Source organism: Idiomarina ramblicola (assembly GCF_003987255.1).
GTDB classification, from domain to species: Bacteria; Pseudomonadota; Gammaproteobacteria; order Enterobacterales; family Alteromonadaceae; genus Idiomarina; species Idiomarina ramblicola.
Window position 1 is genome coordinate 121,266 of sequence record NZ_PIQC01000010.1, and the last position, 19,144, is coordinate 140,409.

19 protein-coding genes are annotated in these 19,144 nt (G+C 48.5%); 6 read left to right on the top strand and 13 right to left on the bottom strand.

Features of this window, described 5'->3' with window-relative positions:
- Positions 1-26: 26 nt before the first annotated feature.
- From CWI78_RS12690 to recQ, 3 genes are read right to left on the bottom strand one after another with little or no spacing between them, the layout of a single operon-like run.
- The gene (locus CWI78_RS12690) at positions 27-2,801 is read right to left on the bottom strand and encodes an EAL domain-containing protein (RefSeq protein WP_126783166.1); all 2,775 of its coding nucleotides are present in this window, start codon (positions 2,799-2,801) and stop codon (positions 27-29) included.
- Complete coding sequence (locus CWI78_RS12695) at positions 2,794-3,054, bottom strand: DUF3630 family protein (protein ID WP_126783167.1); 261 nt, start codon at positions 3,052-3,054, stop codon at positions 2,794-2,796. The genes CWI78_RS12690 and CWI78_RS12695 overlap by 8 nt, the downstream gene beginning before the upstream one ends.
- Positions 3,055-3,063: 9 nt before the next feature.
- A complete protein-coding gene (gene recQ / locus CWI78_RS12700) occupies positions 3,064-4,908 on the bottom strand; it encodes a DNA helicase RecQ (RefSeq protein WP_126783168.1) in 1,845 nt (614 codons plus the stop codon).
- A gap of 60 nt (positions 4,909-4,968) precedes the next feature.
- Between recQ and CWI78_RS12705 the strand changes: the two genes are divergently transcribed.
- Positions 4,969-5,433: a thioesterase family protein gene (locus tag CWI78_RS12705; protein ID WP_126783169.1), complete on the top strand. Its 465-nt coding sequence runs from the start codon at positions 4,969-4,971 to the stop codon at positions 5,431-5,433.
- Between the two features lie 25 nt (positions 5,434-5,458).
- Positions 5,459-6,394: an EamA family transporter RarD gene (gene rarD, locus CWI78_RS12710; RefSeq protein WP_126783170.1), complete on the top strand. Its 936-nt coding sequence runs from the start codon at positions 5,459-5,461 to the stop codon at positions 6,392-6,394.
- On the opposite strand, the gene CWI78_RS12715 is transcribed toward rarD, so the two are convergent.
- From CWI78_RS12715 to lptM, 8 genes are all read right to left on the bottom strand, one after another.
- Positions 6,371-6,793: an OsmC family protein gene (locus CWI78_RS12715; RefSeq protein WP_126783171.1), complete on the bottom strand. Its 423-nt coding sequence runs from the start codon at positions 6,791-6,793 to the stop codon at positions 6,371-6,373. The genes rarD and CWI78_RS12715 overlap by 24 nt on opposite strands.
- A gap of 75 nt (positions 6,794-6,868) precedes the next feature.
- A complete protein-coding gene (gene uvrD, locus CWI78_RS12720) occupies positions 6,869-9,040 on the bottom strand; it encodes a DNA helicase II (RefSeq protein WP_126783172.1) in 2,172 nt (723 codons plus the stop codon).
- Between the two features lie 97 nt (positions 9,041-9,137).
- On the bottom strand, positions 9,138-9,848 hold the full coding sequence (locus tag CWI78_RS12725; RefSeq protein ID WP_126783173.1) for an HAD-IA family hydrolase: 711 nt from the start codon (positions 9,846-9,848) through the stop codon (positions 9,138-9,140).
- Positions 9,849-9,874: 26 nt separating this feature from the next.
- Complete coding sequence (locus CWI78_RS12730; protein WP_126783174.1) at positions 9,875-10,777, bottom strand: tyrosine recombinase XerC; 903 nt, start codon at positions 10,775-10,777, stop codon at positions 9,875-9,877.
- Positions 10,764-11,459, bottom strand: a complete 696-nt coding sequence (locus tag CWI78_RS12735; protein ID WP_126783175.1) for a DUF484 family protein — start codon at positions 11,457-11,459, stop codon at positions 10,764-10,766. Before CWI78_RS12735 ends, CWI78_RS12730 begins: the two co-directional genes overlap by 14 nt.
- Positions 11,456-12,283 carry a diaminopimelate epimerase gene (dapF, locus tag CWI78_RS12740; RefSeq protein ID WP_126783176.1) on the bottom strand — a complete coding sequence of 276 codons (828 nt, stop codon included), beginning with the start codon at positions 12,281-12,283 and terminating at the stop codon, positions 11,456-11,458. Before dapF ends, CWI78_RS12735 begins: the two co-directional genes overlap by 4 nt.
- Positions 12,284-12,285: 2 nt before the next feature.
- On the bottom strand, positions 12,286-13,548 hold the full coding sequence (gene lysA / locus CWI78_RS12745) for a diaminopimelate decarboxylase (RefSeq protein ID WP_126783177.1): 1,263 nt from the start codon (positions 13,546-13,548) through the stop codon (positions 12,286-12,288).
- On the bottom strand, positions 13,545-13,691 hold the full coding sequence (lptM, locus tag CWI78_RS12750; protein ID WP_126783178.1) for an LPS translocon maturation chaperone LptM: 147 nt from the start codon (positions 13,689-13,691) through the stop codon (positions 13,545-13,547). The genes lysA and lptM overlap by 4 nt, the downstream gene beginning before the upstream one ends.
- Positions 13,692-13,783: 92 nt before the next feature.
- Here lptM and hemC point away from each other — a divergent pair, with 92 nt between their 5' ends.
- The 4 genes from hemC to CWI78_RS12770 are packed head-to-tail and all read left to right on the top strand — an operon-like array spanning position 13,784 to position 17,729.
- Entirely contained in the window at positions 13,784-14,725 is a 942-nt protein-coding gene (gene hemC, locus CWI78_RS12755; protein ID WP_126783179.1) for a hydroxymethylbilane synthase, read from the top strand.
- A complete protein-coding gene (locus CWI78_RS12760) occupies positions 14,700-15,461 on the top strand; it encodes a uroporphyrinogen-III synthase (RefSeq protein ID WP_126783180.1) in 762 nt (253 codons plus the stop codon). Before hemC ends, CWI78_RS12760 begins: the two co-directional genes overlap by 26 nt.
- Positions 15,454-16,569 (top strand): uroporphyrinogen-III C-methyltransferase, encoded by a 1,116-nt coding sequence (locus tag CWI78_RS12765; RefSeq protein WP_126783181.1) that lies wholly within the window; start codon positions 15,454-15,456, stop codon positions 16,567-16,569. The genes CWI78_RS12760 and CWI78_RS12765 overlap by 8 nt, the downstream gene beginning before the upstream one ends.
- Complete coding sequence (locus CWI78_RS12770) at positions 16,566-17,729, top strand: heme biosynthesis HemY N-terminal domain-containing protein (protein WP_126783182.1); 1,164 nt, start codon at positions 16,566-16,568, stop codon at positions 17,727-17,729. The genes CWI78_RS12765 and CWI78_RS12770 overlap by 4 nt, the downstream gene beginning before the upstream one ends.
- Positions 17,730-17,753: 24 nt before the next feature.
- Here the strand turns inward: CWI78_RS12770 and CWI78_RS12775 are convergent, their stop codons facing one another.
- Positions 17,754-18,335 (bottom strand): YceI family protein, encoded by a 582-nt coding sequence (locus CWI78_RS12775; RefSeq protein ID WP_126783183.1) that lies wholly within the window; start codon positions 18,333-18,335, stop codon positions 17,754-17,756.
- 2 nt (positions 18,336-18,337) lie between these two features.
- Positions 18,338-18,886, bottom strand: coding sequence for a cytochrome b (locus tag CWI78_RS12780; protein WP_126783184.1), 549 nt, complete (start codon positions 18,884-18,886; stop codon positions 18,338-18,340).
- Between the last annotated feature and the right edge of the window lie 258 nt (positions 18,887-19,144).

A 19,144-nucleotide genomic window follows, 5' to 3' on the forward strand; every position in this document is an offset into this window, starting at 1 on the left:
GGCGGCAACTAGCCGCCCTGTTTTTCCTAACGTTGCCACTCTACTGGGTGCCCACAGACGAAGCCCTGGACATAGTCTACACCCAGCTGAGTGAGCTTAATACGCGCTTCATCGCTCTCGACACCAACGGCACAAACCTCAATATCAAGCACCTTAGCAATACGGACACAACTGCCCACTAGCTCCGCGTCAACGGCATCCACCAGCATATCCTGTACCCAAAAACGATTGATCTTAATTTGCGTTAATGGCAACTGCCGCAACAGTTGGAATGAATTAAAACCCGTACCAAACTGATCCAGCGCGGTGCCAATACCTAAATCCTGAAGCTCTTTAAACAACCGATACGTTTCATCAAAATGTTGGTCGGCATCCGGCTCAGCCACCTCAAACACCAGTTGTTCCGGCTGTATAATTGACTGTTTTAGGCTCTGCTCCAGAAAGCGAATGAAATCGACATCCTCCAGGCTTTGTGTGGACAGATTAATGTGGCAGCGCCAGGTGCGATTCGCCTCGAACGGTTGCTCGTTAAAATGCTCAATGACTTCACGGACTAACCAGCGGTCCGCTTTGCCCATGACCCCCGCTCGTAAGGCAGCTCGCAGGAACTGCTGCGGCGCGATGGCTTCATCTGTTCCGGTACCCGGTAGTCGCAGGAGCACTTCAAAACAATGTTTATCTTCGCCTGCTGAAGCACTGACAAGCGGCTGAGAAAACAGCTGCCAGTCTTCCTCCCTCAACGCTTTTTTCAAGCGTACTTCCCATTCCGCCTCCGCCTGACCGACTAAACGTTTTTGGTCCGCTTCACTGTAGGAATGCACACGATAATCACCCTGCTGCATGGCAAGTTGTACAGCTTCGCGGGCCTGACGCATTAAGGTACTGGCAGCAACGCCTGCGTCGGTGCTATAAGAAATACCGGCATGGGCAGTGAGCTGGAAAATGCGTTTTTCACTGCTGAACCGGAACTCGCGACAAAACTGAACTAAACGATGAGCCTGTGCGAACGCGGCTTGCTCATCTTCATGACTCAGTAAAGCAATTTCTGTTTCGCTGATTCGGGCAACACGCGCAGTTTTTGGCGCTTTTTGCTGGAGCGATAATGTCAGTTGCAGTATCGCCTGGTCACGCCCGTCTGAACCTGCCTGATCAGCAATAACCTGCAAACCTGTAAGCCGAATAATGGTGACACTGGCAGTTTTCTGATTATCCAGCCTGTTTTGCAATAAGCGTCGAAATTCACGAACATTTAATAGACCGGTTACGGCGTCATGGTGCGCAAGAAAGTTAAGGTGAACCTCCGCTTCCATCCGCTTAGTGATATCCGCTATACGCCCGGTATTATCACTGAAAAGCTCAATGTCCAGCCACACTTTACGACCGTCCAGTCGCTCAATAGCAACCAGTTGCCGCGCTCCGCTAATGTTGAACCCGTTTGGCCAGTGTGCCTGAACTTGCTCCAGTGAATGAGCCGCGAGAATCTTTACCAACTGCCGGTTAACTTGCTTGATACTGCCATCGGCGTTAACCCGAAACCAACCCTCACCCGTTCTCCGTAAAAGTCGCCATAAACGACGTCTTAAAACTTTACGGTTAAGCTCTAAGTTTTTGATACGCCGCATCAGCCGACTGAGCCGGTAACGCTCCAGAGCCAATAAGAACATGGTGGTTACCAGCGTGAGTCCACAATATAAAAGTAACCCGGAAAGCCCTTCCCAAATAGGATTGTAGCGAGGCGATACCAGTAACCAGGCAGACAGAACAGTGAGTACCATCAATACCGACTGCCATTTGTGTCCGGTAACGGGATGCTTTTGTAAACTGCGGCCGACGACAACCCCACCCCAAAGCAATAACGCGTTAATCTGCCAGGATATCGTCGCGAACTTCCAGGGACCCGGTAGCCAGGGTAACAAGATGGTCAGCGCTACCGTCGTCATCATTATCAGATAACCTATCCGGTTAAACCTAGATAACTTGAAGCGAAAACGTGACCATTCCCAGATAAACCAGCTAAGCGCAACAATGAGAATTTGGCTGATATAGACTTTTAAGTCAGCGGCGATATCCGGGGAATAGGGTGTAAAATAGGTAATCCAGACACCACTGTGAAGTAGCAATGATAACGTAAAGGCTACGGTCATAGCGCCGAAGGAAACAAGCAAGCGACTACCGAATAACCGTGCCGAAACGACAGCGGCCAGAGCCAACAACATCAAAATACCCGCGTTAACACCCAATGCGGTTTGTTGTTGCTGCAACCGCAACTGCAAGTCTCCCGGTTGCCAGAAACTAATGGCAGGCATTTGCTCCGGCCACTGCTCAACCGACACTGCCAGCCAGACTATCTTATTGGCAGGTAAAGTGACCGGCAAAACATGTTCATGCGACAAAAATTCTCTTTGCAACAACGGCGTGGAAAAGCGGTTGGCTTTACTGGCCATTACCTGCCCATTTTTATCCAGTAAGTACGTGCCCACATGCTTTAAATAAGGGTCACTGAATTTTAAGTGAAAGGTCAGGGGAGCATTACTACGGTTAAATAAAGGCACCACGCCCCAGACATTCGGGCGTTCACCGGCATAGTTGTGGTCTTGCAACTGTTCAGAACTCAACCAGCGCTGTCGTTCGTTAATGGCGATGTTATCAACCTTCAGTTCCGTATTAACCACCCGATAACTGAAGTGCTCATTCAGCATTAACCGAGTGTTCTGCCCAGAAACTGTCAACGGCTCCTGACCTGAGGCTGGCTGGACCAAGCCAAAAATCAATACCAACCCAACCAGCCAGAGTCTAAACATAACCAAACTCCGCTAATCGCGTTTCGACTATTGGTTCTGGTTGTTCTAATGCCTGTAACCAAACCGCATCGCAAATTTCAGAATAGAACAGCAGCCAGTGCCGCTGGTTTATGCTTAAACGCCAGCAAAACTGGTCGGCAGCCTGCTCTTGTTCGCGAATAGTGGCTCCAATACGCTCACAAAGCTCATCAACCCAAAGCTCACATTCGGCTTCCGGCGGCTTACTTTTTAACGTAATGACATTCTCTTCCATTGCTGTTGATTACCCGTTAAATAATTGTCGCTCGCTGGCTCCGGACAAAAAGGCTTCCACCGCGTGCATAAACTCATTGCCATAACGTGCCAGTTTCACTTCCCCAACGCCATTGATTTCTAACATATCTTTGGCTGTTGTGGGATAGTGCACACACATTTCAACGAGTGCGGCATCGCTAAAGACAACGAAGGGCGGTACCTGATCTCGGTCGGCAATGTCTTTACGCAATTTACGTAAACGCCGGAATAAAATTTTATTATAGTCACCACGGTCGGTAATACGGGTTTTAGTGGCGGTTAATTCGATCCTTGGTTTTGCCAGTTCCAGCGGCACCTCGCCTTTTAAAATCGGACGTGCAGCGTCGGTCAGTTGTAAGGCGGCAAAACGGCGTATGTCTTGCAGGATAAGCCCTCGATGAATCAATTGTCGTAATACCGAGAACCAGTGCTCCTGAGTTTCTGATTTGCCCAGCCCATAGGTACTGAGTTGGTCGTGCCCCAGCTCGATAACCCGCTGCGCTTTTGAACCGCGTAAAACTTCAACCACATGGTTAATACCAAACTGCTGACCCACCCGGTAGACACAGCTCAGTGCCTTTTGCGCGTCTTCCAGACCGTCATAGCGCTGCGGCGGATCCAAGCACAAATCACAGTTTCCACATTCTTTATCCGAATACTCATTAAAATAATTCAGCACCACCAGCCGGCGGCAAGTCTGAGCTTCAGCCATAGCCTGCATAGCCGAAAACTTTTGTGCCTCAACCAAACGACGCTGTTCGTTTTCCTGGTCTTCTATCATCCGCCGTATCCACTGAGCATCACGCGGGTCATAAAGCATCAGTGCCTCAGCCGGTAGACCGTCGCGCCCGGCACGACCGGTTTCCTGATAGTAAGACTCCACGCTGCGGGGAATATCAAAGTGAATGACAAAACGAATATTGGGCTTGTTGATCCCCATGCCAAAAGCGACGGTAGCAACCACCACATCAATATCGTCACGCAGAAACTGGCGCAGAGTGCTCTCTTTTATCTGATGCTCAATACCTGCGTGGTATGGCGCGGCACGCACGCCAGCTTGCTGCAGACTTTCAGACAACTCTTCAGTTTTTTTGCGACTGCCGCAGTAAATAATGCCTGCGGCACCTTTTTGCTTTTTAACGTAGTCACGAACTTGCTTTAGCGGCTTATATTTTTCCTGCACTACGTAACGAATATTGGGACGGTCAAACGAGCTTCTATGCACCAAAGGCTCACGCAGACACAGTCGTTCAATAATGTCGTGCTGGGTGGCGGAGTCTGCGGTTGCCGTTAATGCCATAAAAGGCACATTGGGCAGGTAATTACGCAGTACTCCAAGTTTTCCGTATTCAGGCCGGAAGTCGTGTCCCCATTGGCTGATACAGTGCGCTTCGTCCACCGCAATAAAATTGAGCTTTAATTGCTGCAACCGCTCAATAAAAGAAGGCTGCAAAACTCGTTCAGGGCTTACGTACAACAGCTTAATATCGCCACTCTGGAGCCCTTGCATTGTTGCCATGGATTCTTGTGATGTCACCCCCGAATGCAGGGTAGCTGCTGAAATATCCAACGCTTTAAGCGCTTCGACCTGATCCTGCATTAGCGACAACAGTGGAGAAATAACCAGCGTAAGCCCGTCACCACAAATGGCGGGTAACTGATAACAAAGCGACTTACCGCCGCCGGTTGGCATCAGTACCAGCGAGTCACGCCCCGTCATAGCAGCCTGCATAATATCCTGCTGACCATCACGGAATTGATGATACCCAAAGGTGGATTCAAGCTGCTGCTGAAGCGGATCAAATTGTGTTTTTTCGGCGGTACTGCTGTGCATGGTTATATTGACTTCCCGAGTAACATGCTCTTATTGTAAGCGTCCTGTTCGTTAATCACCATGCCGAAAATGAATACACAAACAATACTGACAAAAGTTTCCGAGTTTATGAACACTCAGGTTCCGTTCCAGGCACTGCTTGGCCTCGAAATTACGGAATTTAACCCTGCTCGTGGTGAGATTCGATTTAAATGGCAGGAGCAACTTATGGGCAATGTGCCACAGCGGATGCTCCATGGCGGGGTTACTGCCACGGCACTAGATACAGCCGGAGGGCTGGTCGCCATTGCCGGCATGGTCGACAGACTGGAATCGCCTTCAGAAGCTTATTTAATGGAGCGTCTTAGCCGTTGTGGTACAATTGACCTTCGGGTTGATTATCTCCGTCCGGGCCGTGGCACTGAGTTTATTGCCAGCGCAACCATTATCCGCTCAGGCAACAAAGTGGCGGTAGCACGGATGGAATTGCACAACGAAGAAGGCACGCACATCGCGTTTGGAACCGGTACTTACCTGGTCGGCTAACGCAGATTAAATAAGGATTCCCACTATGTCCGATGACGCAGTTCGGGCGCGGCAGGGCGTTTTTTTCGCACTTGCTGCCTATACCTTTTGGGGCATTGCACCCGTTTACTTCAAACTGGTAAAGCAGGTGCCTGCATTCGAGATACTCTCCCACCGCATTATTTGGGCATTTTTAATGGTGTTTGTGCTGATCGTTGCCATGAAACGGTTGGATCGTATTCGCCCCATTCTAAAAAGCCGCAAACTGGTTCTGCGCCTGACCCTTGCCACTTGCTTACTGGGCGGCAACTGGTTTTTGTTTATTTGGGCGGTAAACACCGATCATATGCTGGACGCCAGCCTGGGCTACTACATTAACCCGCTACTGAATGTGGCCATTGGTATGGCCTTTTTTGCAGAGCGTATGCGTCGCCTACAGTTAATTGCCATTGGTATGGCCGTGGTGGGGGTTGCTATACAAATTATTACCTTTGGTTCTGTGCCTTGGGTTGCACTGGCTTTAGCTTCCAGCTTTGCTATTTACGGCGCCATTCGCAAACGTTTGCCGGTGGACTCCATTAGCGGCCTATGGCTTGAAACGGCTATTTTATTCCCGGTTATGCTGATTTATCTGTTTGGTTTTGCTGAATCGGCCAGTAGTGATTTAACCGCTAACCCGTGGACCTTAAATCTGCTGCTGGTTGCGGCGGGGTTGGTCACCACCATTCCACTGTTATGCTTTACCGCAGCGGCGCAACGTTTGCGCTACGCTACCCTGGGATTTTTCCAGTACATAGCACCGACCTTGATGTTTGTTCTCGCGGTGGTGGTTTACGGTGAGCCTTTGGAAGAAAGTAAGCTGGTTACTTTCATTATTATATGGAGTGCGCTGGCACTGTACAGTTTCGATTCGATATTACAGCGCCAGCGAGATCGTAAAGCAAAGAAAAGGTTAGCTTCAGCTGAGGCTGGCATCCATTGAGATGTCAGCGTTTAGCACTTTGCTGACCGGACAACCCTCTTTTGCTTTTTCTGCCAATTTCTGGAATTTGTCTTCGTCAATATCCGGAATACTGGCTTTCACCGTAAGGTGAATTTTAGCGATGCTGAAACCGTCACCATCTTCCTCTAGCGACACATCAGCTTTGGCATCAATACTGTCCGGCTCATAGCCAGATTCTCCCAGCATCAACGAAAACGCCATGGCGTAGCAGCCTGCGTGTGCTGCACCCAAAAGTTCTTCGGGGTTGGTGCCTTTACCATCTTCAAATCGGCTCTTAAACGAGTACTGAGTACTGTCTAAAACACCACTTTTTGTTGAAACAACACCTGAACCTTCTTTAATACTGCCTTTCCACTGTGCATTTGCAGAGCGTTTCATAAAATGCCTCCGACATCGTATGTATGTATCTTAAACATAGTCGAAGAAAGCGGTTTTTGATCACCTCTTTACACTTCAGAACACCGGATCCAGACGAGCATAGGCAACGACCAGCCACTTACTGCCGACATTGTCGAAGTTAATCTGAATTCTTGATTGCGGCCCTGTACCTTCATAATTCAGCACCGTGCCTTCACCAAATTTCGGATGACGGACCCGCTGCCCTAATGAGTAACCCGTTTGCTCAAAGCTTTCATGGCTGGCGGCATTATTGAAGCGACCGTAACTGCTGGGCTTTTCAACTTTGGTTTGCATCCGCACTTCGTGCAGAGTATCCGCAGGAATCTCGCTAATAAAGCGACTGACTTTATGGAATAGCTCCTGACCATAAATCCTGCGCTGCTCAGCGTAAGTAAGCACCAACTTTTCCATTGCCCGGGTCATACCGACGTAGCAAAGCCGACGCTCTTCTTCCAGCCTTCCGGGTTCATCCATCGACTGTTGAGACGGGAATAGGCCTTCTTCCACACCGGTCATAAACACTAACGGAAACTCCAGACCTTTAGCACTGTGCAGTGTCATGAGTTGTACCGCATCCTGATATTCATCGGCCTGCTCTTCGCCAGCTTCAAGCGAGGCGTGTGCCAAAAACGCATTCAGCGGTGTCATGTCCTCTTCGGCGTCATCCAGAGTGAAGTTTTCGCAAGCGGTGACCAGCTCTTTTAAGTTTTCGACCCGGGTTTCCGCTTTTTCGCCTTTTTCGGCCTCGTACATGGCCATCAGACCGCTTTTCTTAATCACTTCGTCGCTCAGGCGACCTAACGAAAACTCTTCGGTTTCGTCGTCTAAGTTCTCAATAAAGTCCAGAAACGAACCCACAGCGTTACGCGCCCGCCCGGCTAGCTGCTTTTCGTTGACCATATATTTTGCCGCCTGCCATAAGGACTCTGCGCGTTCACGCGCCGCCTGGCGGATCATATCCATAGTCCGGTTACCAATACCTCTGGTCGGTGTATTGATAACCCGTTCAATGGCGGCGTCATCGTCGCGGTTGCCCAGAATGCGCAAGTACGCCAGTGCATCTTTTATTTCCTGGCGGTCGAAGAAACGCAAGCCGCCGTATATGCGATACGGAACGCGCGCATGCAATAAGGCTTCCTCTAAAATCCGCGATTGCGCGTTACTTCGGTATAAAATAGCCGAATCTTGCAGTGAACCGCCCTGATCACGCCATTCTTCAATTCGCGCCACAATATAACGGGCTTCGTCCATTTCATTGAAACCCGCATACAGGCTGATTGGCTCACCGTCGTTACCGTCAGTCCACAAGTCTTTACCCAGACGCCCGGAATTATTCGAGATAACCGAATTTGCGGCGCGTAAGATGGTACTGGTAGAACGATAATTTTGCTCCAGACGAATAGTCTCTGAGCCTTCAAAGTCGGATAAAAACTGATGAATGTTCTCGACTTTGGCACCACGCCAACCATAAATAGACTGGTCATCGTCACCGACAATGGTTACGCTGTTCTGGCTACCGGCCAATAAACGGATCCAGGCATACTGAATGGAGTTGGTGTCCTGAAACTCGTCCACCAGAATATGGCGAAAGCGATTTTGATAGTGCTCACGCACAATTCGGTTATTTCGCAGCAACTCATGTGCCCGCAGCAGCAGTTCAGCAAAGTCCACCAGGCCAGCGCGATCACAGCTTTCCTGATACAAGGTATAGATTTCTTTCAGGGTTTGCTCTGTGGGGTCGTAAGTTTCGATGTGCTGCGGACGCAACCCCTCATCTTTCTTACCATTGATGTACCACTGCGCCTGCTTTGCCGGCCAGCGTTTGTCGTCCAGGTTCAGACTTTTAATCAGGCGCTTAATAAGGCGTTGCTGGTCATCACTGTCAATTATCTGAAAGTTTTGCGGCAGACCAACGTCCATATAATGCGCGCGCAATAAGCGGTGCGCCAGACCATGGAAGGTACCAATCCACATGCCACGGACCGAACTGCCCACCAGTTGTTCAACACGGCCACGCATTTCTGTCGCTGCTTTATTGGTAAAGGTAACCGCCAGCACACTAAAAGGAGAGTATTGCCGCTCCTGAATAAGCCAGGCTATGCGGTGCACTAACACACGGGTTTTGCCACTACCGGCTCCCGCCAGAACCAGCATATGCCCGTCGTTTGCAGACACGGCTTGCTGCTGTCGCTCGTTCAAATCGGCCAGAAGCGGATGTGTACTCATTAGCGGTCACCTAAATCATTATTGGGAACTGTGTTGCGTTAATGCGCCAGTGTAATAGTGCATCACTGTATAAGCAACCAGTAGTTGATCAGACGCTTTAATCCAGCAGGAGCTGCTGAAGCTGACTCAGGTTATGCAAAGTAACCGTTGGTAATACCGACAAGTGCTCTGAGGTTCCGAGTCCGGAGGTTAGCCAGGCCGACTGCCAGCCATGACGCTGCGCGCCGAGCACATCAGAATAAGGGTGGTCACCCACGTGTAAGAATTCATATGGCTGCACATGGGGCAATTCACGCTGCGCAGCGGCAAACATATCGGGTAAAGGTTTCCCCCGAATGCCGTCTCCGGGCTGGATCACCTGAGCGAAATACTTCGCCAGACCAATTTTATCCGCATTAACATTGCCATTACTCAGCGCAATTAATTTGTAACGCTGCGACAGAGCTTCCAGTAAGCTTATACTGTCTTGTGGCACTTCAAAGTTACTGCGCTCGGACAAAAACACATCCATAATGGTGTTCGCTGCATGCGCGGAATTATTAACGCCGAATTTCTTTAGCCCCAGCTCCAGGGTTTTCAGGCGAAGTTTGGTCATATCGCTGGCGAGAGTTTCATCGGTACGACTGACCTCTTCACGGAAGCGACGCCAATGATGCATATCCCACTCAGCGGTTTGTGGGTATTGTTCAGCAATATAGCTATGCGCAACTTCTTCCGTACGTTGCATAACCGGCACATTGTCATAAAGCGTGTCGTCTAAATCAAAACTGATGACTTTGGGCAAATACCAACGGCGATGAAACTGCATAACGCGTTACTCTCATTGAGTTAAATTTAGGTCGACTTTTTTCGGGCGCGCGGGTGGGCGCTGTCATAAACACTGGCTAAGCGCTTAAAATCTAAATGGGTATAGACCTGTGTTGTGGATAAGTTAGCGTGTCCGAGCATTTCCTGCACAGCACGTAAGTCACCACTGGATTCCAGCATGTGAGACGCAAACGAATGCCTCAGTTTATGCGGATGCAAGTCACCCACCACACCTTGTTGCTTACCCCAGTAATTCAGTCGCTGCTGTACGGTACGAGGGCTGATACGCTGTAATCTTTTACTCACAAATAACGCCAGCTCGGGCTTTTCGTTTAACCACACCTGACGTACCGACAACCATTTCTTTAAGGCTTTTTCTGCACAGCGACCAAAGGGCACAATGCGTGTTTTGCTGCCTTTACCCGTTACCCGTAACTGCATCATACGGTGATCAATGTCATCTCGATCAAGGCTGACCAATTCCGCCAGACGAATCCCACTGGCATAAAGCAGTTCCATCATGGCAGCGTCACGAATCGCCAGATCATCATCTGTGGGTAAATCCAGCAAATGCGAAATACTGTCCACATCGAGGTTTTTGGGTAAACGTTTGGGAATTTTCGGCGCCGATACCGACATGGCGGGGTTATCATCCATAGCGTTAGATTCCACCATGAACTGGCAGAAGGTGCGCCACGCCGACAGTTTTAACGCAATACTGCGCTCACCCAGGCCATTACGGCGCCAGCCTACCAGCAGACGTTCAATAAAAGCGACCCGCAGGGCTTTAGGCTCGGTTATCTTTTGCAGCTCAAGAGCTGTCAGGTCAGCGGCTATAAGGCGCTGATAGTTCTTCAGCGTCAGCTCTGCTAACCCTCGCTCTCCTTGCAGTTGTTGCATCCATTTTTGCTGCCAGTCATGCAGCGTCATGGTTTTTCAGTAGCCCCGGTAGCAATGCGCTGAGCAAGGCCTGTAACTGATTGATCAGTAATTTATCCATGGCCGGTTCAAAGTGACTGGCGTTAGTATTACCAACCGCCAGCATACCCAGTTCGCCGTTATCACCCAGAAGCAGCAAAGCCACTGAAGCAATCTCTTCCTCCTGAAACAACAGCTTATGTTCCTGCTCGGTTAAGCGCCCAAGGTAAATAGAGCTTTCGTTAAAACGCTTGCTGAGTAATTTTTTATGGGTGTCGGAAGCAAAGCTGTATTGTTCGTCCAGCTCCACCGGGCTGTCGAAGAATTTCAGCGATAAAGCTGGCATTTCCAGCTCGTTTTCAAAGGTATTCTCTAACTCTTCCAATACCTGAGTCAGGCTATGGCAACGCAACAACTTAACGTACAAATTGCTATAAGCCGCAAATATTGACTCATTACGTCGTGCGTTGATCATCAGCTCGGTAATTTCTTCTTCAAGTTGGTGCACACGTAAGCGTAACTTCTGTTGCTGACGCTCAATTAGCGACACCGCGCCTTTTTCACTGTGCTGGAACTGTAACTGGGCCAACAAGTCATCATTGCGTGTGAAAAAATCAGGGTTTTCTTGTAAGTATTCTCTGATCAGGCTGTCGTCCAGCCGTTCATTTGCCATTATGTTCGATTCGCTACTCATAACACCATTTGTCCATCGTAAACTAATTCTGCAGGGCCAGTCATTTTCACGGGCTGCCCCTGTTGCCAGCGAATGATCAAATTTCCACCCGGCAAGCTGACTTTTACTCGCTCATTCAATAAACCTTGTTGAATACCAGCGACAGCTGCAGCGCAGGCGCCGCTTCCACAAGCCATAGTTTCACCCACGCCACGTTCAAACACTCGCAGTTTAATTTCATCTGCTGATATTTTCTGCATGAAACCCACATTCACGCTTTCGGGAAAACGCTCATGTGCGGCTAAATCAGCTCCCAGGGTTTCGACTGGCGCCGTATCGACGTTATCCACAACAATAACGCAATGTGGGTTCCCTAGCCCGAGAACGCCACACAGAACGGTTTCATCCTTTACTCGCAGCACGTAAGTTTGTTCCGCCTTTTGCGCTTTAAAGGGCACGGCGGCCGGCTCGAATAAAGGCTCACCCATATCCACCGTTACTTGCCCGTCTTTTTCTAAATGCAGAACCATTTTGCCTGCTTTGGTACTGACCTTAAGATGGTTTTTGTTGCTTAAGCCTTTGGCTTTGACAAACTTTGCGAAGCAGCGGGCCCCGTTACCACATTGCGCGACTTCGCTGCCGTCTGCGTTAAAAATACGGTAATGAAAGTCCAGATCAGGGTCATACGGTGGCTCAACTAACAGCATTTGGTCGAAACCAATGCCGGTATGCCGGTTCGCCCAGCGGCGAATTTGCTCCGGATTCACATATAAGTTTTGCGTGACGTTATCGACCACCATGAAATCGTTTCCGAGCCCGTGCATTTTTGAAAAATGTAATAACATTTTTATTGGCCTTCCTGGTGTAACAAGTGCTCGCCCCGGACGAGATCGTTAAAGCTCTCACGTTCGCGGATCAGTGTAGCATTTTCGCCAGAGACCAAAACCTCGGGCGGACGCCCGCGACTGTTGTAATTTGATGCCATAGTGAAACCATAGGCGCCGGCGTGTTTAACAGCCAGTACGTCACCCTGTTGCACATTTAAATGCCGTGCGTGTCCGAAAAAGTCACCGGTTTCACACACCGGGCCGACGATATCATTCAATTGGTCGCCGCCACGCTTATTTTCATGAGCCGGTAAAATGTCGTGCCAGGCCTGATACAAAGACGGACGCAATAAGTCGTTCATGCCCGCGTCCACCAGTACAAAATTCTTATCGTCTGAGGGTTTAATGTATTCGACCGTTGTCAGCAAAACACCAGCGTCCGCCGTAATAGCGCGACCGGGTTCCAGTAACAACGTAATTTGCGGGTAATTCTCGGCTAATTTAACCAGCTCTTTTAAGTAAAAGGCTTTATCCAGCGGCTCTTCCGGCTGATAAGCGACCCCGAAGCCACCGCCTAAATCCAGGTGTGTCAGCTGGATACCGTCTTCTTCCAGTTCCGAAACTAAGTTAAACATGCGCTGCGCGGCGTCGAGGAAAGGCTCAGCCGTCATTATCTGCGAGCCAATGTGACAGTCCGCACCAATCAAATTAATATTGGGTAAGCTATGCGCCTTAAGAAACACCGGCTTAGCCAATGACATGCTGATGCCAAACTTATTGGCTTTCATGCCTGTGGCAATGTACGGATGCGTTTTGGCATCAACATCGGGGTTCACTCTTAACGATACTGGTGCCTGTTTGTCCATGGCAGCAGCAATGTCCTGAATACGCTCAAGCTCCGCCTCGGATTCCACGTTAAAGCAGCCAATGCCCGCTTCGAGCGCCATAATAATTTCTTCTTTTGACTTCGCCACACCAGAAAAAACAATCTCTTCGGCTCTGCCGCCGGCCATTAATACACGCTGAAGCTCGCCACCGGAGACAATATCAAAACCTGCACCATGTTCAGCCAATAACTGCAGAATAGCTAAGTTGCTATTGGCTTTTACCGCGTAGCACAGCTTGTGAGGTACGGGCCAGTATTGCTGAAATTCGCGCCAGTTTTTTAGAATCTGACCTTTGGAATAAACATACAAAGGCGAGCTAAAACGCTCAATAAGACTCTCGGCATCGCAGTTTTCAATATGAAACTGACCATTTTTGTAGTCAATTAATTCGCTCATTCTTTGTCTTCCGCCGGCGGCTCTGCAGGTGTATTTTGCTCTGGCATAGGCTCAGGCGTCAGTGGGCCTTTCTGACCACAGCCCACTAAAGTCATTAAAATGGCTGATAGCACCAGCGTCTTGATTACAATTCGACTAAACATCGCTAAACTATAGGTATTCCGTTTGGGTTTCTCTGGTGCCTATCATCGCACCAGATACCTAAAAAGTCATTAATCGTCGTAAAGGAAAACGAATGACCCAACGCGTTAGAATTGCAACACGCAAAAGCAAGCTGGCTTTATGGCAGGCTGAACACATTCAACAACGCCTTGAAGAGCTGCATCCGGGACTTTCGGTCGAGCTGGTTCCTATGTCCACCAAAGGCGATGTCATTCTGGATACTCCGCTGGCAAAAATTGGTGGTAAAGGTTTATTCGTAAAAGAGCTGGAAGTGGCTATGCTGGAAGGACGAGCCGATATTGCTGTACATAGCATGAAAGACTTACCGGTTGAGTTCCCGCCGGGGCTGGAGCTTCACACCATTTGCGAACGCGAAGATCCGCGCGATGCGTTCGTTTCCAATCATTACAAAAATCTGAATGAGCTGCCGGAAGGCGCAGTGGTCGGAACGTGCAGTTTGCGCCGCCGTTGCCAGGTAAAAGAGCAGTTTCCGCACCTAGTGATAAAAGATTTGCGCGGCAATGTTCAGACGCGTTTACGCAAACTAGATGACGGCGAATTTGATGCCATTATCCTGGCAGCATCGGGCCTCATCCGTCTGGAGCTGGGCGACCGCATTACGTCTTTTATTCCGGTCGAGCAGTCTTTACCAGCCAATGGTCAGGGTGCACTGGGTATTGAATGCCGCAGCGATGACAATGAAATGAAAGCCTTACTGGCACCATTACAATGTCAAGAAACCCGCATTCGGGTACTGGCCGAACGGGCAATGAATCGTGGTTTGGATGGCGGTTGTCAGGTGCCTATTGGCGCTTATGCAGAGCTCGACGGTGACGAAGTCTATTTACGCGGCTTGGTTGGAGAGCCTGACGGCGGCAAGGTGCTTCGTGATGAAGTGCGCGGCCCGGCGTCCGACGCTGAAAAACTAGGTTCAGAGCTTGCTGAGCGGTTACTTAAACAAGGTGCAGCCGAAATTCTGAGTGCAGTCTATGACAGTGAATCCAATCACTCATAAAGCCGTTTTACTGTTGCGCCCGGGCAATACACCGGACGCCTTTACCCAACGACTAGAAGAGGCCGGTAAAGAGTGCTTTGTTCACAGTTTTATTGAAATTGAGCCCTTACCTGTGAATAAAAGGCAGTTAACCGACCTTAAGCAACAGCATTGGGATGGTATTGTTATTGTCAGCAAAAACGCGGCACATTATGCAGCAAAAGCAGGCTTTACCGGTGTTCCTTCCAACTATTACGCTGTTGGTCCCGGAACCGCTTCTTTTGCTGCAAAGCTCTTAAACACGCCGGTAAGTTGCCCAACCTTGATACATCAGTCCGAAGGGCTGTTGGACTTGTCTGAATTGCAAAAACTGGAACAACAAAACTGGTTAATTATTCGCGGCGAGGGCGGCCGTGAGTTACTCGCTGATTCCTTGCGTGCACGTGGCGCTTCGGTTGATTACTGGGAGGTTTATCGCCGTAAACAACTCACAATGAACAACCCTGAACTGGTTCAGCAGTGGATAAAGTCGGTTGGTACTATTGTTGTTACCAGCGCGGAACAACTGGGATACTTTTTGTCATCCATGCCACACTCTGCACTGACATGGCTGGATAATTGTCAATGGATAGTGCCGAGTCATCGCCTGAAAGGTTTGATTCCTTTTGGACAATCAGACAATATCAAAGTAACGGGCAGTGCTGCGGACGCCATATTAATGAATGCGCTAATAGCGGATGGAAAAACTCATGACTGAAGAGAATAAAGTAGAAAACGAAGAGTTAAAAGATAACGACCAGATCGCCGAAGAGGAAACAATCACGGCGAAAAAAAGTAGCGGCCGGTTCTTTAAACGGCTGTTATGGCTTATCGTTTTAGTCGCTATTGTTGTTGCCGCATATTGGGGCTATACCCGTTTCCCAGCCTTGTTTAATACCGATTCGGAACAGGTTGTCGAGCAACCCAAAGAGGACCCGGTTGAAACACGCTTTAATCAACTGGAGCGTTCAATTGCTAATTTAGAGCAACAGTTACAAAACACCGTTCAGGCCCGCGAGCTGGATAAGTTAAGTAACACCGATCAACAGTTAGAGCGCGAATTAACCAGTTTGCGTCAGAATATTGAGGATTTGCGCGATGACATGCGTGAAACACCGGCCGAAAAAGCGGCTTACTGGCGCTTAGTGGAAATAAAGCAGACCTTATCTTCAGCCGCACGAATGATGTGGAGTCAGGACGATTACAAAGCAGCTCTGCAACTTTTAAAACTGGCCGACCAACAGTTAGTGGGTATCGACAGCCGCGACGCGATTCGTACCCGCGAAAAACTGGCTGGCGATATCGAACGAGTGAACGCGGTTGTAAAAGCGGATAACACTGACCTTGCATTGCAGTTAGTCGGGTTACAACAACGTGTATCTGACCTTCCGGATAAGGTGAACAATAACCAACAACGATTGAGCTCTGATAGTCAGGATGTTAGCGGTGATGTCGGTGACTGGCAGACCAACCTGAATGCGAACTGGCAGTCATTTCTGGATAATTTTATCCGTATTCAACCGGTAGAAAGTGACCCTGAGCCGCTGTTAAATGCCACTCAGCGCACGGCAATCAATGAACGCATTCAATTAATTTTCACACTGGCTCAGCAAGCTGCCGTGGAGAATAATGCGGCACTGTGGCAACGCTATTTAGAGCAGTTATCTGAGCTCATTTTACAGGTGAAAGGCGATAAAGCGGCGACACAAGATGTTGTGACACGCATTCAGTCACTCAGCCAGGAAGATTTTGAACAAAAAAATCTGCAAGAACTCGAGTCTCTGAACTTCATTGCTCAGGCTATTGAGCAGGGAGATGCGTCATGAAATGGATTATTGCGCTGGTTGTTATCATCATTTTGGGAGCCATTGTCGGCCCTTTAGCGTCCGGTAACGCGGGTTATGTTTTAGTTCAGTTTGCCGGCGTAGCGATTGAAACCACGGTGGTAGGCTTGTTTGTCGTTACCATTGTTGCGGTTGCCCTATTAGCGGTTATTGTTTCTTTACTCCGTCGGTTACTCAGTAAAACTCGGCAGGGCAGAAAATGGCTGGCTAATCGTAGCGAACGTAAAGCCCAGACAATATTTCAACAGGGAATACGCGAATTACTGAATGATGAGCCCAGTAAAGCGACTGAGAGCTTTTCTAAGGCTTATAAAAAATCACCAGATAATAATGTTGCTGCGTTAACCACCCTTGCCTCATGTCTCAATAAAGACGCAGGCAAAGCAACTTACTGGCAGGAAGAAGCGGGTAAGTTTTATGAAAATGCGGATACCCTACTGCAACTGGTCGTCATTGAACAACAACTTAAAACAGACCCGGCAAAGGCGGATAACAAGATGCGAAGCTTGCTGCAAAGCAAATCGCATTCTGCTCATGTTCTTAAGTTAGCTTACAGAGTCTTTAAGGCGTCAGGAGACTGGCAACAGTTAAAAGACTTACTACCGGAGTTGCGCCAAGTAACGGATTTGGCTCCTGCCGAGTTTGAGCGCCTTGAGTATCAAGTTTACTTCGAACGCTTTGTAGCAGAAGGGCGTAGAAGTAACGAGATCTTATATAATGAATGGCGTAGCTTACCAAGTAAGCAGCGCACGGATGCCACTATTCGTTTAAGTTATGCGGCCGCACTGAAGCATTTAGGTGATCATGAAATATCCGCACGGGTTATTTTAAAAGGGCTTAAAAGAGGTGATCTGCAGCCTGCAGCCGTCAACTCTTTGCATTTATTTAATGCAAAATCAGAAAAGTTACTGGAGTTTGTACAAGCTCAGTTGAAGCAGGATCCTGAGAATAGGGATTACCTGTATGCTCTGGCCCAAATTGCTATGGATAATCAGGACTTTTCTTTAGCACAACGTGCATTGAAGAAACTGGCAGAGATTGAGCCAAGCAGTCATGTTTACCGCTTATTAGGCGATGCTTATCATGCCCTTGGTGACAGCCAGTTAGCAGCTAACGCCTACAAAGAGGCGTTAGCTCACTAGTTTTACTGTCGTTGATGCTGTTATTTATTGGCGTACGCCTTCAATAGACAGCGTCAACTCAACTTCTTTAGCCGCGGGACCTAAATTATAGTCAATTCCATAGTCCGCTAAGGTTAAGTCGACTTCACCTTCAAAACCGCGACGGAAACCGCCCCAGGGATCTTCACCGGCACCAACATGTTCAACTTCAATGGCTATCTCTTTAGTCACTCCATTTAGAGTAAATTCGCCATGCAGAGTACCTTCACCTTCGTCATCATCATCCGGCACGTATTTCGTGCTTTTGAACGTAGCAGTAGGGTGATCAGACACGCTTAAAAAGTCGTCTCCGCGTAAATGTTTGTCACGCTCCGCGTGATTAGTATCTACGCTGGATGTATCAATTGTTACGTTAACCGACGCATTTTCAGGCGCGTTCTCGTCGTAACTGAAAGAACCTTCAAAGTCGTTAAAACGACCGTAAAGCCAGCTATAGCCTAAATGGCTGATTTTAAATTGAATAAAGGCGTGTTGACCTTCAGTATCAATTTTATAGTCTTCCGCCATAGCAGCGGAAGTGAATAATGTACTACCCGCCAAAGCGGCCGCAATTAATGTCTTTTTCATCATCATTTCCTCTTAGTTTTTCCAAACATTCGAATCAGGGTACTGTCTTTATTAATAAAGTGATGTTTCAGCGCGGCCAGAGTATGACCGCCGGCTAAAATGACTAACGCCAGTGCTGAATACCAATGTACTTCGCCTGCAATATCTGCCTGCTCCGGTAAATTTGTAATAACAGCGGGCACCGAAAACCAATCAAAAACACTGATAGAACTGCCGTCTGCAGTCGATATCAAAAAGCCGCTGATCATGACCGTGAACAGCAGTAAGTAAAGTAAGAGATGACCCGCTTTAGCACCGATACGTTCAAACTTACTGCCTAAAGGTTTAGGCTTGGTATTCAATAAAGTCCAGGCTACCCGCAAAATCGTTACAATAAGTAATACGATACCGAACGACTTATGCCACCAGGGCCCCAGCCGATACCACTCATCGTAGTAGGTGAGGGTAAGCATCCACCACCCTAAGGCAAAAAGACCTATGACTATCAAAGCCGTTAGCCAATGAATGACAATGGTAATGAAGCCGTAGCCTGTCTGTGTATTTCTAAGCATCACTTTCGTCTCTTTCGTTCGTACAAATAGTATCTTAGTCCAATTATATGAAATGAATATCAGTAAATATGACCATTTATTTTCTAAAAATTAGAAACAAAGATTAAGATTATTAATCTGGAAGGGGTGAACAAATGGTAGGCTGGTCTGATTCAGGCTTCAAGCTTGTTATGGAGGGAGTCAACTCACTCGTTCTAATTTCAGGTTAACGAATTTGTTGCAGACATAAAAAACCCCGGCGCGTTAGCACCGGGGTCT